General features: G+C 42.4%; 14 protein-coding genes and 1 rRNA gene. 6 read left to right on the plus strand and 9 right to left on the minus strand.

Annotation, left to right across the window (positions count from 1 at the left end):
* The 9 genes from BM210_RS23835 to dnaA form a co-directional block, all read right to left on the minus strand.
* Positions 1–216: ribosomal RNA gene (locus tag BM210_RS23835) — 16S ribosomal RNA — on the minus strand; the annotation flags it as partial.
* A 315-nt stretch (positions 217–531) separates the two neighbouring features.
* A complete protein-coding gene (locus tag BM210_RS23840; protein WP_091174348.1) occupies positions 532–1,584 on the minus strand; it encodes an HD-GYP domain-containing protein in 1,053 nt (350 codons plus the stop codon).
* A 95-nt stretch (positions 1,585–1,679) separates the two neighbouring features.
* On the minus strand, positions 1,680–4,166 hold the full coding sequence (gyrA, locus tag BM210_RS23845) for a DNA gyrase subunit A (protein WP_091174350.1): 2,487 nt from the start codon (positions 4,164–4,166) through the stop codon (positions 1,680–1,682).
* Between the two features lie 176 nt (positions 4,167–4,342).
* Entirely contained in the window at positions 4,343–6,262 is a 1,920-nt protein-coding gene (gene gyrB / locus BM210_RS23850; RefSeq protein ID WP_091174352.1) for a DNA topoisomerase (ATP-hydrolyzing) subunit B, read from the minus strand.
* Positions 6,263–6,290: 28 nt separating this feature from the next.
* Entirely contained in the window at positions 6,291–6,539 is a 249-nt protein-coding gene (gene remB, locus BM210_RS23855) for an extracellular matrix regulator RemB (protein ID WP_076237596.1), read from the minus strand.
* A 45-nt stretch (positions 6,540–6,584) separates the two neighbouring features.
* Positions 6,585–7,694: a DNA replication/repair protein RecF gene (gene recF / locus BM210_RS23860; protein ID WP_091174355.1), complete on the minus strand. Its 1,110-nt coding sequence runs from the start codon at positions 7,692–7,694 to the stop codon at positions 6,585–6,587.
* A 53-nt stretch (positions 7,695–7,747) separates the two neighbouring features.
* Positions 7,748–7,963, minus strand: coding sequence for a S4 domain-containing protein YaaA (yaaA, locus tag BM210_RS23865; RefSeq protein WP_091174357.1), 216 nt, complete (start codon positions 7,961–7,963; stop codon positions 7,748–7,750).
* Between the two features lie 21 nt (positions 7,964–7,984).
* Positions 7,985–9,127: a DNA polymerase III subunit beta gene (gene dnaN / locus BM210_RS23870; protein WP_091174359.1), complete on the minus strand. Its 1,143-nt coding sequence runs from the start codon at positions 9,125–9,127 to the stop codon at positions 7,985–7,987.
* A gap of 282 nt (positions 9,128–9,409) precedes the next feature.
* Positions 9,410–10,774, minus strand: a complete 1,365-nt coding sequence (gene dnaA, locus BM210_RS23875; protein ID WP_091174362.1) for a chromosomal replication initiator protein DnaA — start codon at positions 10,772–10,774, stop codon at positions 9,410–9,412.
* Between the two features lie 517 nt (positions 10,775–11,291).
* On the opposite strand from dnaA, the gene rpmH reads away from it, so the two are divergent.
* The 6 genes from rpmH (at position 11,292) to mnmG (ending at position 16,780) form a co-directional block, all read left to right on the plus strand.
* A complete protein-coding gene (gene rpmH, locus BM210_RS23880; protein WP_091174363.1) occupies positions 11,292–11,426 on the plus strand; it encodes a 50S ribosomal protein L34 in 135 nt (44 codons plus the stop codon).
* A 102-nt stretch (positions 11,427–11,528) separates the two neighbouring features.
* Positions 11,529–11,873 carry a ribonuclease P protein component gene (gene rnpA / locus BM210_RS23885; protein ID WP_091174366.1) on the plus strand — a complete coding sequence of 115 codons (345 nt, stop codon included), beginning with the start codon at positions 11,529–11,531 and terminating at the stop codon, positions 11,871–11,873.
* Between the two features lie 75 nt (positions 11,874–11,948).
* Positions 11,949–12,695, plus strand: coding sequence for a membrane protein insertase YidC (gene yidC, locus BM210_RS23890; protein ID WP_091174369.1), 747 nt, complete (start codon positions 11,949–11,951; stop codon positions 12,693–12,695).
* Positions 12,692–13,309, plus strand: coding sequence for an RNA-binding cell elongation regulator Jag/EloR (gene jag, locus BM210_RS23895; protein ID WP_091174371.1), 618 nt, complete (start codon positions 12,692–12,694; stop codon positions 13,307–13,309). The genes yidC and jag overlap by 4 nt, the downstream gene beginning before the upstream one ends.
* 102 nt (positions 13,310–13,411) lie before the next feature.
* Positions 13,412–14,788 carry a tRNA uridine-5-carboxymethylaminomethyl(34) synthesis GTPase MnmE gene (gene mnmE / locus BM210_RS23900; RefSeq protein WP_091174374.1) on the plus strand — a complete coding sequence of 459 codons (1,377 nt, stop codon included), beginning with the start codon at positions 13,412–13,414 and terminating at the stop codon, positions 14,786–14,788.
* Positions 14,789–14,893: 105 nt separating this feature from the next.
* A complete protein-coding gene (mnmG, locus tag BM210_RS23905; RefSeq protein ID WP_091174379.1) occupies positions 14,894–16,780 on the plus strand; it encodes a tRNA uridine-5-carboxymethylaminomethyl(34) synthesis enzyme MnmG in 1,887 nt (628 codons plus the stop codon).
* Positions 16,781–16,785: the final 5 nt, after the last annotated feature.

Here is a 16,785-nt window from a genome sequence, read left to right on the forward strand (position 1 = left end):
AGATTGCTCCGTGTTTCTTGATCTCAACATGCGTCAAAATCACTTATCCGGTCTTAGCTACCGTTTCCGGTAGTTATCCCGATCCTGTAGGCAGGTTGCCTACGTGTTACTCACCCGTCCGCCGCTAACTGTTCCCGAAGGAACAATCCGCTCGACTTGCATGTATTAGGCACGCCGCCAGCGTTCGTCCTGAGCCAGGATCAAACTCTCCATTAAGGTAGAACTTGAATTGCACTCATTCGTATTGCTGGCGAGAATTTGCATTCTCTTGTACTGCTATTTTACTCACTCGTTGATTCAGTTTTCAAAGGACAAACGCGATTCGTCAACATTGCTGCCAACTTTTCACTTCATTCATTTTTTAACCGCTGTTTAGCGGCGACTTCTTTAATATAACACACATCACTTCAGCATTGCAAGCTTTTTTTTAAGGCTTTAAAAAGTTTCTTATAAAAAATCTTCGTTGCTTGAAGCAGCGAAGATTAATTTACCACATATGATGGTCAAGCGTCAAGCAAAGACTGAAAATAACTATTTTTGAATAACGTCTTGTATATATAGACTGCGCTCTATAACCAAATTAATAATCTGACCATTCACATTAATCCAAGGACGAGTAGGGTTAGCACGATCTGAAAAGACAATTTCTCCAATACGTTTATCATTCAATTTAACGAGAACCCCATTATGGAATTGCGTCACTTTCTGTATGAACGTTTGAACTAATGCAGGATCCAATTTTCCAAACGATTCTGTAAACAACTGATCTAACACCAAATATGGAGAAGCTGCTTTTTTATGATACCGATCGGAGGTCATGGCGTGAAATATATCACTAATCGAAACAATTTTAGAGTAGAGATGAATTTTATCTCCCTTTATTCCCAATGGATAGCCTGACCCATCTTCACGTTCATGATGCTGAATGGCTGTCAGTTTGACACCTTCATTAATAGCAGCCACGTTCTTAATTAAATTGTATCCAATTGTAGTATGCTGCTTTAGTTCTTCAAATTCCACAGGGGTCAGCTTATTCGGTTTATATAAAATACCGGGATCAACCTTTGCATTGCCTATATCGTGCAAAAGACCGCTTATCGCAATAGGCATAAGATCCTTAGCTGCCAGCCCATGCCATTTAGCCAAAGTATAAGATGTCAAGCTGACCATGATGCTGTTATGGATAAGATAATCATTCAATTGAAATGCTCTTGGGCTAAAAGTCAAAATATGATATTGGTCAATATGTTGGAGCAGCGCTTCTAATTGTGTTCGAACCTCCAGTATAGGGAAGTTTTGTCCATTCGCTGAGCTAAATACCTTTTTTAAAAGCGCGAGCATCTTATCATATTGTATATGAAAAGGCAGAATGGTGTTATTCGGCACTTCTGCCACATCGTCAATAACAAGTTCATTTTCTTTCGATTCTATAGATATGGAAGGTATTAAAAATGCTTTCAGGATCTCGATATCCTTTTCGCTTACTATTTTCCCTTTAGTAAATAAAACGTTCCCAAGTTTCGTTTGTACGTTATCGCTTATCTTTTCGCCGGTCTTTAATTGGGAAACGGAAATTGTGGCCATGTTATTCCCTCGCTTTATTTTCTATCTTCTCCCTATTCTAAACGAAAAAGAATGGGGCTGTCACCCCATTCTTGAACCTTTTTTCATAATTTTATTTATTCTTCAATCTCCGTGGACAAGGCTGAATCTTCTCCATCGACTTCATCTTCTGAGGCATCTTCACTCTTTTCAACTCTAGCTACTGTAGCCACTTCATCTTCATCGCGAATATGAATCAGTCTTACACCCTGGGTATAACGTCCCATGATAGAAATGCCCGCCATACTGGTTCGAATGATCGTACCTAATGCTGTAATAATCATTAGATCTTCATCATCTTTTACGATCTTCAAGCTAACGACAGGTCCATTCTTCGGAGTGACATTCAATGTTTTGATACCTTTACCACCGCGTGATTGAAGTCTGTAATCTGCAACTGGTGTTCGTTTGCCAAACCCTTTGGAGGTTACAATCAGTACAGTGTCATCTGGATGAACGACATCCATCGCAATAACGGTATCGTCTTCTCCAATATTAATACCCTTAACTCCCGTTGCTGAACGGCCCATCGACCGGACATCCTGCTCTGGGAAGTGAATCGAGACTCCTTGTGCAGTTCCCATAATGATCGTTTGATTGCCTTCCGTCAGCCTGACTCCGATCAGATCGTCATCTTCACGCAGCGTGATCGCAATCAAGCCACCCTTACGGATATTTCCGTATTCGTTCAAAGCCGTCTTTTTGACCAGACCATTTTTGGTAGCAAAGAAAAGCTCCTGCTCGGATTCAAAGCCCTCCACCGGAATGACCGCATTAATGGTTTCACCCTGCTCAATCTGTAATAGATTGATAATCGGCGTTCCACGAGCTGTACGGCTAAGATCAGGGATCTCATAAGCCTTCAGACGGTACACCTTGCCTTTATTCGTAAAGAAGAGCAAGAAGTGATGCGTATTGGTAACAAATAAATGCTCGACAAAGTCTTTGTCCTTTGTATCCATCCCAATAACGCCTCGACCGCCGCGCTTCTGACTGCGATAAGTTGTGACAGGAAGTCTTTTAATATAACCGCTATGCGTGATGGTAATAATCACTTCTTCTTGAGGAATCAAATCCTCATCTTCGATGCTTTCTCCACCAATCGTAATTTCCGAACGGCGTTCATCTCCGAATTTTTCTTTGATTTCATTAAGCTCGGTGCTAATAATCGCTAATACCAATTGCTCGTCTCCCAGGATAGCGCGGAACTCAGCAATTTTCTTCAATAATTCTGCGTATTCTTCTTCAATCTTGTCGCGTTCCAAGCCGGTTAGGCGTTGCAGACGCATATCAAGAATAGCCTGAGCTTGATCATAGCTTAACGAAAATCTTTCGATTAAGCCTTCACGTGCTTCTTCCGCATTTTGAGATGAACGGATCAGTGTGATGACTTCATCTAGATGATCGAGGGCAATACGCAAGCCTTCCAAAATATGCGCTCTGGCTTCAGCTTTACGTAATTCAAACTCAGTCCTACGACGAATAACGACCTTCTGATGCTCCAAATAGTGATACAGCATATCTCTCAGATTCAGTACCTTCGGTTCTCCGTTAACCAGAGCAAGCATAATGATACCGAAATTGGACTGCATAGAGGTTTGCTTGTATAGGTTATTCAAGACTACATTCGGGTTCACATCACGGCGCAGCTCGATAACAATCCGCATTCCGTTACGGTCAGACTCGTCGCGCAGGTCGGTGATACCATCAATCTTTTTATCTCTGACCAATTCTGCAATTTTTTCAATTAAATGAGCTTTATTTACCTGATAAGGCAGTTCATGAACCAAAATCTTTGCTTTGTTATTGTTTTCTTCTATAATGGCTCTGGCTCTCATCGTAACGGACCCGCGGCCTGTATTATAAGCTTGCTTGATGCCTTCTCGTCCCAAAATAAATCCCGCTGTAGGAAAATCCGGGCCTTTGATCGATTGCATTAATTCCATCGGTGTGACGTCCGGATTTTCGATTAGCTGCTGAATACCATTAATGACTTCCGTCAGATTGTGCGGAGGAATACTCGTTGCCATTCCTACCGCAATACCGGAGCTGCCATTTACGAGCAGATTGGGAAAACGCGAAGGAAGAACGGCAGGCTCATGCTCTTCACCATCATAGTTGGGTATAAAGTCGATCGTTTCTTTGTTGATATCACGTAGAAGCTCCATCGCAATTTTAGATAGACGGGCTTCCGTATACCGCATCGCAGCCGCCATATCTCCATCTATCGAACCAAAGTTGCCATGGCCATCGACAAGCATATACCGCAAGGAAAAATCCTGTGCCATCCGTACCATCGTGAAATATACGGAGGCATCACCATGGGGATGGTATTTACCGATAACTTCGCCGACGATTCTAGCTGATTTTTTATGTGGCTTGTCTGAATACATGCCCAGCTCCGACATCGCAAACAAAATTCGGCGATGAACCGGCTTCAGTCCATCTCGAACATCAGGAAGAGCGCGACTGACGATAATGCTCATTGCGTAGTCCATAAAGGATGTCCGCATTTCCAAGCCAATATCTATTTCTTTTATTTGCGAAAACTGTTCTTCCGACATATTGCCCTCCTAAGAACTTTCCTTTCAGGAAAGTTTACTTCGTAAGCGTTACTTAAGTTTTGCTAAAGCAAAACTGACTTCATAAGCATATACTGAACTTTCACTTCAGGAAAGTTTACTTCGTAAGCGTTGCTTAAGTTCTACGATGCCAAACTGACTTTGTAAGCAAATACAGCTTAAAAATCTAGATTTTTTACGTATTTGGCGTGCTCCTGAATAAAATCTCTGCGTGGCTCTACGTTATCGCCCATCAGCGTATCGAAAATTGCATCGGCCTCGATTGCATCCTGAATGCTGACCTGCAGCAGTGTCCGACTATCTGGGTCCATGGTTGTTTCCCATAGCTGACCCGGGTCCATCTCACCGAGACCTTTATAACGTTGTATATTCAGTTTGACGCCTTCCCCGAATTCCTGCGTAATGAGATCCTTTTGTTTATCGTTGTATGCATATCGGATTGTTTTGTTGCGCTCGATCTTGTATAACGGCGGTTGAGCAATATAAATATATCCAGCCTCAATCAGCTTACGCATATAACGGAAAAAGAAAGTAAGCAACAAGGTACGGATATGTGCACCATCAACGTCCGCATCAGTCATAATTATAATTTTGTGATAACGGGCTTTGGCAATATCAAAATCATCACCGATACCTGTTCCTGAAGCTGTAATAATTGCGCGAATTTCCGCGTTCGATAAAATTTTATCAAGACGTGATTTTTCAACATTCAATATTTTACCGCGAAGTGGCAGTATCGCCTGAAAATGACGATCACGCCCTTGCTTGGCTGAGCCGCCGGCAGAGTCACCTTCTACGATGTAGACCTCACTGATCGAAGCATCCTTAGATGAGCAATCAGCCAGCTTGCCTGGCAATGAGCTGACTTCCAGAGCACTTTTACGGCGTGTTAATTCGCGGGCTTTACGGGCCGCTTCGCGCGCTCGCGAGGCTTGGATACCTTTTTCCACGATTTTTTTGGCTGTCGCCGGATTTTCATTCATAAATTCGCTAAGCTTCTCGGAGAACAACGATTCCACGATTCCGCGAACTTCACTATTACCAAGCTTAGTTTTGGTTTGTCCTTCAAACTGCGGATCAGGAATTTTCACGGAAATGATCGCAATCAAGCCTTCGCGCACATCATCACCGGATAAATTGGCGTCGCTTTCTTTAATCGCATTATATTTACGCGCGAAGTCATTCATAATTCGGGTCAAAGCACTCTTAAACCCTGATTCATGTGTTCCGCCTTCATGTGTATTAATGTTATTCGCAAACGAATAAATATTTTCCGAATAGCCTTCATTGTATTGAATGGCAACTTCAACCTGAATGTTGTCCTTGGAACCTTCCGTATAAATCGGAGCATGCAGTGCTTCACGATTACGATTCAAATACTCGACAAAAGAGACGATACCGCCTTCATACAAAAAGGAGTTGGCCACCTCTGTCCGTTCATCCGTCAACGTAATTTCAATACCTTTATTTAAATACGCCAGCTCACGAATCCGTGATTGCAGCGTGTCATAGTCATATTCAGTAACTTCCGTAAAAATTTCATCATCAGGCCAAAATCTAATTTGAGTTCCGGTATCCTCAGCTTCTCCAACCACTTTGATATCGTACTGTGGCGCTCCTTGCTGATATTCCTGCTGATGAATGTGTCCGTCTCGCTTAACCTGTACGACTAGTTTCTTGGAAAGCGCATTAACAACCGATACACCAACCCCGTGCAGTCCCCCGGAAACTTTATAGCCTTCTCCGCCAAACTTACCGCCTGCATGCAGCACAGTCAAAACAACTTCAAGAGTAGACTTCTTGAGCTTTACATTTTCACCTACAGGGATACCGCGTCCATTATCTATAACTGTGATGCTGTTATCAAGATGGATAATAACATCGATTTTGGAACAATAACCGGCAAGAGCCTCATCGATACTGTTATCTACAACTTCCCAAACCAAATGATGGAGTCCTCTTGAGCTGGTGGATCCGATATACATCCCCGGACGCTTACGCACAGCCTCGAGACCTTCAAGCACCTGTATTTGACTTTCATCATATGCATTTGCATTTGCATTTTCATTCACAGACATGCTGACACCCTCTTTTCCAAGGTAAGATCTAGTTTGTTAACAATTGGTTCGCCCGTTTCTTGAGGGTCATGGATGAAATCGGAGAGTAATATACCTTAGATTTTGTAACGACAAGCGACTTGCTGTCTTCCTCCCCGATCACTTCAACCTTTTTTTCTTTATTGGCATAGCTTAAAAATTGCTTCGATATTTTGGATGATTTCTCTATGGATAGATCGAAAATAGCCACGAGCTCGGATGCACGAATAATTTTTTCTCCGCCTAAATGAATGAACATGGGTGACCATCTCCTCAAAACGTGGAACTAATTATAGTAAATATATTAAATCAGGCTTCCGTTCCGCACATGAATCACAGAAGCATTTTCCAGTTTTGAACGATCTATGCTTTCAATTCCGGTCGTCGTAATAAAGGTTTGTACTTTATTTTGAAACGTTTCGATCAGTTGAGTTTGTCGGTTCTGGTCAAGCTCGGATAACACATCATCCAAAAGTAAAATAGGATATTCGCCTACTTCCTCATGAATCAGTTCGATTTCCGCAAGCTTCAGAGAAAGCGCCGTGGTCCTCTGCTGGCCCTGTGAACCGAAGGTCTGTACATCCTTGCCATTGATCGTAAACAACAAATCATCCCGATGCGGGCCTACCATAGTCACACCGCGCCGAAGCTCCTGTTCTTTCACCTGTGATAACTTTATCATAAATTGCTCAAATAAAACAGTTTCATCTTCTAGGCTTCGAGCGTCGAACGAGCTGGCATACGATATCTGGATATGCTCCTGACCTGCAGTAATCCCATAATGAATTTTTTCTGCCCACCGCTGGAGCTTCTGTATAAAGCTTTGACGTTTTTTAATAATTTTAATACCTAACTGGATCAATTGTTCATTCCAAACATCCAGTAGTACGGCTTTCGTGTCCCGCGTAGTAAAAAGCTGCTTTAAATAATTGTTCCGCTGCTGCAGTACTTTTTGATATTGGGATAAATCGTACAAATAGGTGGGATGGACCTGGCCAATTTCCATATCGAGAAAACGTCTTCGGACAGATGGGGAGCCCTTCACAATTTCGAGATCTTCAGGTGCAAACATCACGACATTGACAGAGCCGATAAAATGGCTCAGCTTCTTTTGCTCCAAGCCATTAATTTTAGCTTTTTTACCCTGCGGAGAGATGGTGAGATCGAGCTTGCAGGTTCCGTATTTTTTTTCTACTTCCCCATGCAGCATCGTTTGGCGTGCATCCCAATGAATCAATTCTTTATCCTGGTGAGTGCGATGGGATTTGGTAAGAGCCAGCACATATATGGCTTCCAACAGGTTGGTCTTGCCCTGTGCATTAGGGCCTATAATGATGTTAACCATGTCTTTCGTTTCAAAATGCACTTCTTCATAGTTGCGGTAATGCCGCAAGGAAAGCTTATTCAGATGCAAAACGGTTCCTCCTACAGACTGACTCTGCCAAGCAAAGCCGTTTTACAAGGTTATTAAGTACGGATGACTTGAAATTCCCCGCAGCCGTCGACAATGACCTGATCGAGATGAACCAGTTTTTTACCCCGTCGATTTTCCAGCTCTCCGTTGACATGAATGACTGTCTCCTGCAGAAAAAATTTCGCCTGTCCTCCTGTAGAAATGCAATCTGCCAATTTCAAAAATTGGCCTAACGTGATGTAATCCGTGTGAATGGATATAGGATTCATGACTAGCCGTGCTCCTTTAGCTTAATTAGTTGTCCGGTAAGGCAGAATCAATTGCAGAAGAGAGGACGTTTCTTCAGGTCGTATAATGATAGGCTGCATCGCACCCGTAAATCCGATATGAATCAATTGACTGTCCATAACCTTAAGTGCGTCCAGCATATATTTGGAATTGAATGATATGCGAAGCAGCTCTCCGCTTAAGCTGGAAACCTCCAACTGCTCGGTTACTTTTCCAAGCTCGGAGGAGCTTGAGGATATCTCGATAGTGTGGTCCTCATGCATGATTAGCTTGACGATGTTTGTCTTTTCTTCTCTAGAAAGCAGATAGGCACGATCAATGGCATCAGCCAGCTGATGAGCATTAATGACCAGTTCCGTCTTATAGGATTGCGGGATCAGCTTGGAGGTATCCGGGTAAGTTCCGTCCAAAATCCGAGTATAAAATAAAATCGAGCTCAGCTTAAACAACACCTGATTCTCAGCAAAAATAATATCGATCAGTGTATTTTGATCCGGCAAAATTTTGGAAAGCTCATTTAAAGTTTTCCCAGATATGGAAATATTATTAAGGCTGAAATCAGCATCTACTTCAATATTTGTTTCGCGTGTTCCCAGACGATGCCGATCACAGGCAGTAAATTTAAGCTTTCCGTTCTCTACAGTCCATAGAACACCGGTAAGGATCGGCGTCGATTCGTTAGTGGATACTGCAAAGGTCGTTTGTTTGATCATCGTTCTTAATAAATCACTTGGCAGCTGAAATCTTCTATATTCTTCGATACTTGGCAAGGTTGGATATTCTTCCGGATCAAGTCCTACTAATTGAATTTCTGAAGAACCGGAACGAATGATCGTTTGGAAATTATCTTTAACCTCAATTTCAACCTTTTGGGCCGGCAGCTTGCGAATAATTTCAACGAAAAATTTGGCTGACAGTACAATACTGCCTTGACGCTCTATTTCAATGATGCTGAGCTCATTTTTTTCTAAGGGGATAAAGCTTTGAATGGAGATGTCAGTATCACTAGCAGTCAGGGTCATACCGCTTGAATCCAGATCTATTTTAATCCCACTCAAAATAGGGATCGGTGTTTTGCTCGATATGGCTTTGGATACATGCTGGATGGATTCATTCAAGTATTCCTTTAGGATCGTTAATTTCATTCTTTCACTCCTAGATTTCAAAAATGGGTTAACAACTTTTATCCCCTTATATTACTCTTTTTTTATTAGTAATAGTAGTAGGGGCTCTGGATATGTGGATATGTGAACAAAAGGCGCAATACAAAAGCCTATCCACATGTGAATAGTTTGTGCATAGGCCTCAAGTTATACAGACTCATTATTTGGTTGTGGATAGCTTTTTTTTAGAAGTAATCAAAAAGTCGAATCTTGCATTTAGGCTCGAAGCCCAGTGCTGAAATGTCGACTTTTGAAATTTCATTTTCAAGCAGTAACGTTTTTAACTTTTTCAATCAGGCTGTGAACGATTTTATAGAGCTCTTGATCAGTCTTCAGCGCTACAGAAATTTTCTCATGGGCATGAATTACGGTCGTATGGTCACGTCCGCCAAAAGCTTCACCAATTTTGGGTAACGAAAAATCGGTCAACTCGCGTGACAGATACATCGCAATTTGACGCGGATATGCGACCATTTTGGTACGTTTGCGCGCCTTAAAATCCTCCATCTTCATTCCATAAAACTCTCCAACCTTTTGCTGGATATCCTGGATCGTGATGACACGAGGACGGCTGCTTGGCATGATGTCCTTTAATGCTTCAGCTGCTAGATGGGAAGTAATATCCGCATTAATCAAGGATGAATACGCAACGACGCGAATTAATGCACCCTCTAGCTCTCGAATGTTAGTATCGATTTGATTGGCTATGTAAACCATCGCTTCTATAGGAACCTCAAGATTGTCTGCTTTCGCTTTCTTTCGCAGGATAGCAATCCGCGTTTCGAGATCGGGCGGCTGAATATCTGTAATTAATCCCCATTCAAAGCGGGATCTTAAACGTTCTTCAAGCGTTGGGATTTCTTTGGGAGGCCGGTCACTGGAAATGATGATTTGCTTGCGTTCCTCATGAAGGGCATTAAATGTGTGGAAAAACTCCTCTTGTGTTCCCTCTTTACCAGCCAAAAATTGAATATCATCGATCAGCAGCACGTCAATATTACGATATTTGTTACGGAAGCTTTCGCCGCGGTTATCCCGAATCGCATTGATAAATTCATTCGTAAACTTTTCGGAAGAAATATAAAGAACCTTGGCACGCGGGTTATGCTCGAGAACAAAATGTCCGATCGCATGCATCAAATGTGTTTTTCCCAGTCCTACTCCTCCGTACAAAAACAATGGATTGTAGGCTTTGGCCGGCGCTTCTGCAACAGCGAGCGACGCTGCGTGAGCAAATCGATTACCTGAACCTATGACAAACGTATCAAATGTGTATTTGGAATTCATCATATGACTGAAGGTTTCTTCAGGGACAGCTAGCGTAGATTGCGCACTGGATTGCGCTGAAGAGGAGGGAAGATCAGCATTTTTGTCTTCCTCGGATTCGATAATAAATTTCACATCTGTAGACTTCCCATTATAATCGACGATGGTATCCCGAATCAGCTTGGTGTAACGATTTTCAAGCCATTCGCGGGCAAAGTTGTTAGGGGCACATATGACAACCTTGGCGTCATTAAAAGTTACGGCTCTTGTGGATGTAAACCAGGTCTCGAAGCTTGGTTTACTAAGCCGTGTTTGAATAATGGAAAGGACTTGCTGCCATTGCTCGTTAGGATGGCTTTCCACAATCTATTCACTCCTTTGAAAATTAAGCGATGTGGCGTAAGCCGGTAATACGTATATATTAGAAATATCGGTATCTGTCGAATATTGTCCACAGTGTGCAAGGTATATCTGATAACTTATACATAGGACAAATACTTGTGCACAAAGATATCCACAGCATGTTGATAACATTATCACAAAAAAGTGGCTATCCACAGGGAGGGCATAACCATAATATCAAAATTTATGGGCATTATCAATGTATTGTTTGGAATTATCCACATTGTCTATAGCTTGTGTGTAAGTTTTATCAACAGCACTATATATTGTTAGTACGCTGTTATTAATTCGACAGAAGGCGTGAAAATGTTAACTTTTTATACACAGGTCGTAATTTTCGACGAAAAGTTATTCACCCGTCTGTAAAAATTTGCGGATTTTGTGCTGATTTATTTAGATTGACTTTTCTTATAATTCTATGGTTTAATATTAAGAGGTATTTTTGGGAATGCTTTTTCCTCAAGGAGGTGCAGGATAGATGGGTCCTACGTTTAAACCGAATACTAGAAAACGCAAGAAGGTACACGGCTTTCGCAAAAGAATGAGTTCCGTGAATGGTCGTAAAGTATTAGCTGCTCGCCGTTTAAAGGGTAGAAAAGTTTTAAGCGCGTAATACAAGAGGCCACTAATCAAGTGGTCTTTTTTGTTGTTCAGATAACTACATGTATAATGGAGTCAAAGGCGCAACGATCCGGAACGTAATGGAGAGCTGAATGTGGATAGAGAACATCGTCTAACGAAGAGAGAATATTTTGACAAGGTATATCGCGGAGGGAAGTCGGTGGCTAACCACCAGTTTGTGCTCTATTCCTATACCCGTGTTCGACAGCCGTCTTTTCGTCTGGGGATTTCGGTAAGTAAAAAGCTGGGTAACGCCGTTGTACGAAACCGAATTCGCCGCATGGTCAAGGAAATTGTCCGGTTGAATGCCCCCAAAGTGATGGGCGGTTATGACTTCATATTGATTGCACGCAAACCTGTAGTCGGGATGAAATATAAGGAAATGGAAAAATGTATTTTGCATGTGTTAATGCGCGGCTCTTTACTTAAGAGAAAGTAGAAAGCTGCATTTCTTTTTTGGGGTGAGATATGCTATAGTTTATTATTGGAAAAGAACATTTAGGAGGATTTCATTTTGACCCGTCGATTAGCTAAATATTGGCCGCTTTCTTTCGTCTTTTTACTGCTTGCTGGATGTACTCCGGCAACAACTAAAATCGACCCTACCAATAGTTTTTGGGACAAGTATTTTGTAGGTCCTTTGGCTGATGTTTTGGATTGGTTTGCGGCAGCGCTTTGGGGACAGTACGGATTGTCCATATTGGTTGTTACCATTATTATTCGATTGATTATATTACCGCTTACTTTGAAGCAGTATAAAAGCTCCAAACGGATGCAGGATTTGCAGCCCGAGCTTAAAAAGCTGAAAGAGAAATACAAGGACGATGCTAAAAAACAGCAGGAAGAAACAATGAAGCTGTTTCAAAGCAATGGTGTCAATCCACTAGCTGGTTGTTTTCCGCTAATTGTGCAGATGCCGATCCTGATTGCTTTATATAACGCGATTATGCGAAATCACTCGATTGCAGAGCATTCTTTCCTCTGGCTCCAATTGGGAACAAAAGATCCTTACTATATTCTTCCGCTACTAGCTGCGATCACTACCTTCTTCCAACAGAAGATGATGTCTTCGCAAATGACTCCACAAATGCAAAATCTAATGTTTATTTTCCCTGTACTGATCTTTGTGATGGCGATGAATTTTGCTGCTGCCCTCCCGTTGTATTGGGTATTCAGTAATACGTTTACAATCGTACAATCGTATTTTATTTATAAAAAACCTAAACAACCTCAAAACAATAAGGGTGGCCTGACAAAATGAAAAAATTGTTGGTTACGGGTAAATCGATTGAGGAGGCCGTGAAGAATGGCCTTCGCCAATGGAGTACCACGGAGGATCGGGTAAAAATTGTTGTGCTTGAACAGCCCTCTAGAGGGTTGTTTGGCCTAATAGGAACCAGGGATGCGAAAGTTGAGCTGGAGCTTATTCCTGATGCTGTTGAAGAAACCATTTATTTTTTACAGGATGTCTTTCGAACCATGAAGCTTGAAGTGAGGATTGAACAAAAGCAGGATAACGAAAGTTTGGAGCTTCATCTATATGGAGCTGATCTGGGGATACTGATTGGCAGGAGAGGGCAAACCCTGGATGCCCTGCAATATTTAATGAATATTGTTGCTAATCGATATTCGAGCACTCATATGCGAATCGTACTGGATGCAGAGAATTTTCGCGAGCGTCGGAAAAAAACATTAGAGGAATTAGCCGATCGATTGGCGGAGAGAGTTATTCGCACCAAAAAAGAGGTTATTCTTGAACCGATGTCTCCACATGAGCGGAAGGTGATTCATGCTCAGCTGCAGGATCATGCTAAGGTCCGTACGTTCAGTAGAGGTGAAGAACCGAATCGAAGAGTCGTAATCGTATTCAGATAAGGTGCGCTACTGCAATGATGTCATCGTTATGACTCATTGCTTTTTTTTAATAGATTTTCTTTAAGCTCGAAATGCTTAAGTATAAGAAGTTGAGGTGTTATTATGATCCAAGATACGATTGCTGTTATTTCCACTCCAATGGGAGAGGGCGGTATTGCCGTTATACGCATAAGCGGTGATGAGGCGGTTGCGGCGGCGGATCGCATTTTTTTTGGTAAAAGCGAATTAGGTGTAGTGCCTTCACATACGGTACATTATGGTTTTATTAAACATCCCCAAACACTGGAGAGAGTGGATGAGGTGCTGGTCACGGTTATGAAAGCACCCAAATCATTTACCATGGAGGATGTCGTGGAGATCAGCTGCCATGGCGGATTTATTTCGGTGAAAAAGGTGCTAGATCTCTTGCTAGAGCAGCAGGTACGCTTGGCTGAGCCTGGTGAATTTACGAAGCGTGCTTATTTGAATGGACGTATTGATCTGTCACAAGCAGAAGCAGTCATTGATTTAATACGGGCCAAATCGGATCGTGCCCATCGTATTGCCATGAAGCAAGCAGAAGGCAGCCTCTCCACGAATATTAAACGGCTGCGGCATAATTTGGTGGAATTGATGGCACATATCGAGGTCAATATCGATTATCCGGAGCATGATGTGGAAGAGATGACTAATGCTTATATAACGAACAGCTGTACCCAAGCGAATGAAAAAATCGAGCAATTATTGAACACAGCCAATCAAGGCAAAATATTGCGTGAAGGTATTGTTACTGCGATTATTGGCAAGCCGAATGTCGGGAAATCTTCGCTTATGAATACACTTGCCCAGGAAAATAGAGCTATCGTAACCGAAATTCCAGGTACAACGCGAGATGTTATTGAAGAGTTTGTTACGGTCAATGGAATTCCGCTAAAGCTGTTGGATACTGCCGGCATTCGGGAAACATCGGATATCGTTGAGCGGATCGGTGTAGAAAAATCAAAGGGTGCACTCGCGGATGCAGATTTGATCCTACTAGTGTTCAACGGCTCTGAAAAGCTGGAATCTGATGAGCTGAGCTTGATTGAACAGCTGAAGGATAAGCAAACGATTGTAATCGTGAATAAACTTGATTTGCCGCAGCAGATTGAGACTGACATTCTGGAGGGACATTTTCCTGCCGAACGTGTGGTGTCGATGTCACTCCTGGAACAGCAGGGGATTGCCGATTTGGAAAAAGCTATTGCTAGCCTATTTTTCAGTGGACAGGTAGAATTAAATGATCAAACCTATGTGAGTAATGTGCGTCATATTGCTTTGTTAAAAAAGGCAAAAAACGCGATAGATGATGCTTATGAGGCTGCAGGTGCTGGGGTGCCTATCGATTTGATTCAAATTGATATTCGTAACGCATGGGAATACCTTGGTGAAATTATTGGTGATGCTGTCGGTGAATCGTTGATTGATCAAATATTTTCGCAATTTTGTCTGGGGAAATAATAGTCTTCCATTTTAGATATGGGTTTGAATATATTCAGTTTTAATTACATGATGCTTGCAAACAAGCGCAAGCGATTCTATAGAATGATTTAAGGAGGTTTCACAATGAGTTATATTGCAGGGAATTATGATGTCATTGTTGTGGGCGCAGGTCATGCTGGCTGTGAAGCGGCTTTGGCCGCTGCAAGAATGGGCTGTGAAACATTAATGATTACGATCAATTTGGATATGGTTGCGTTTATGCCATGTAATCCTTCCATTGGTGGTCCGGCTAAAGGCCATGTTGTTCGTGAGATTGATGCGCTCGGCGGAGAAATGGGTCGTAATATCGACAGAACTTATATCCAATTGCGGATGTTGAATACGGGAAAAGGTCCTGCCGTTCATGCGCTGCGTGCACAGGCAGACAAGTTTTTGTATCAGCACACGATGAAGCAAACGATGGAAAATGAACCTAAGCTGACGCTTCGTCAAGGCTTGGTTGAAGAATTGATCGTTGAAGATGGTGTCTGTAAAGGTGTTATCAGCCAGACAGGTGCACGATATATGGCTAAAGCGGTCGTTGTAACAACCGGAACGTATTTGCGCGGTAAAATCATTATGGGTGAATTGATGTACGAGAGTGGACCGAACAATCAGCAGCCATCAGTTAAGCTGTCTCATTCCTTAAGAGAGCATGGACTTGAGCTCGTTCGATTTAAAACCGGAACACCACCTCGTGTACGCATGGAGTCGATAGATTTTGATCAGATGGTTATTCAACCAGGGGATGAAAAGGTGAGGTTTTTCAGCTTTGATTCCACTGAAGAAATTCCTAATCAGCTTCCTTGTTGGCTGACCTATACAACAGAAGAAACGCATCAAATTATTACAGATAATTTGCATCGGGCCCCGATGTTCTCTGGTGTTATTGAAGGAACAGGCCCCCGTTATTGCCCATCGATTGAGGATAAAATTGTTCGTTTTAATGATAAGCCGAAGCATCAAGTTTTCTTAGAGCCGGAGGGTCGCAACACTTCTGAATATTACGTTCAAGGCTTATCGACGAGTATGCCTGAGGATGTGCAGTTACGTATAGTACGTTCGGTTCCTGGTTTGGAAAAGGCTGAAATCATGCGTAACGGCTATGCGATTGAGTATGACGCTGTCGTTCCAACGCAGCTTAAACCATCATTGGAAACGAAAGCTGTTGCTGGCTTATTTACAGCTGGGCAAATCAACGGAACCTCCGGATATGAAGAAGCGGCGGGTCAAGGTGTTATGGCTGGGATTAATGCAGCTCGCAAGGTACAGGGAGAAGAAGCGGTTGTACTTGATCGCTCGGAAGGCTATATCGGTGTATTGATTGATGACCTGGTAACCAAGGGCACTAACGAGCCTTATCGTTTGCTGACTTCGCGGGCGGAATATCGTTTGCTGCTTAGACATGACAATGCGGATCAAAGACTAACTCCTATCGGTTATAAAATTGGATTAATTTCGGAGGCTCGCCATCAGCGTTACCTTGAAAAGGTGCGTCTTATTGAAGAAGAAATGGAGCGTTTGAAAACAGTCAAAGTGAAGCCGGTCGATATCCAGGAGCTTTTGATCTCGATAGGCAGCGCGGAAGTGAATAACGCCATTGATCTGCTTTCCTTGTTGAAACGTCCTGAGATATCTTATACGCATATTCACCAAATGTCTCCTTCTCCAATTGAACTTTCTGAAGAAGTAACCGAGCAGGTGGAAATACAAATCAAATATGCAGGATATATTGATAAGCAATTAATACAAGTGGAACGGCTGCGGAAGATGGAGAAAAAGAAAATTCCAGACGATATTAACTATGATGAAGTATATGGAATTGCAACGGAGGCAAAGCAAAAGCTGATGAAAATTCGTCCGCTTTCGATTGGTCAGGCTTCCCGGATGTCCGGGGTAACGCCAGCCGACATTTCCGTATTGCTAGTTCACCTGGAGCACTATAATCGAGTATTGGCGGCTAGAGGATAAATGAC

Source organism: Paenibacillus sp. 1_12 (assembly GCF_900114475.1).
Lineage (GTDB): Bacteria > Bacillota > Bacilli > Paenibacillales > NBRC-103111 > Paenibacillus_S.

Coding starts and splice junctions, on each gene's coding strand:
- BM210_RS23840 (WP_091174348.1), bottom strand. CDS start 1,584: ATGGCCACAATTTCCGTTTCCCAATTAAAGACCGGCGAAAAGATAAGC.
- gyrA (WP_091174350.1), bottom strand. CDS start 4,166: ATGTCGGAAGAACAGTTTTCGCAAATAAAAGAAATAGATATTGGCTTG.
- gyrB (WP_091174352.1), bottom strand. CDS start 6,262: ATGTCTGTGAATGAAAATGCAAATGCAAATGCATATGATGAAAGTCAA.
- remB (WP_076237596.1), bottom strand. CDS start 6,539: ATGTTCATTCATTTAGGCGGAGAAAAAATTATTCGTGCATCCGAGCTC.
- yaaA (WP_091174357.1), bottom strand. CDS start 7,963: ATGAATCCTATATCCATTCACACGGATTACATCACGTTAGGCCAATTT.
- dnaN (WP_091174359.1), bottom strand. CDS start 9,127: ATGAAATTAACGATCCTAAAGGAATACTTGAATGAATCCATCCAGCAT.
- rpmH (WP_091174363.1), top strand. CDS start 11,292: ATGGGTCCTACGTTTAAACCGAATACTAGAAAACGCAAGAAGGTACAC.
- jag (WP_091174371.1), top strand. CDS start 12,692: ATGAAAAAATTGTTGGTTACGGGTAAATCGATTGAGGAGGCCGTGAAG.
- mnmE (WP_091174374.1), top strand. CDS start 13,412: ATGATCCAAGATACGATTGCTGTTATTTCCACTCCAATGGGAGAGGGC.
- mnmG (WP_091174379.1), top strand. CDS start 14,894: ATGAGTTATATTGCAGGGAATTATGATGTCATTGTTGTGGGCGCAGGT.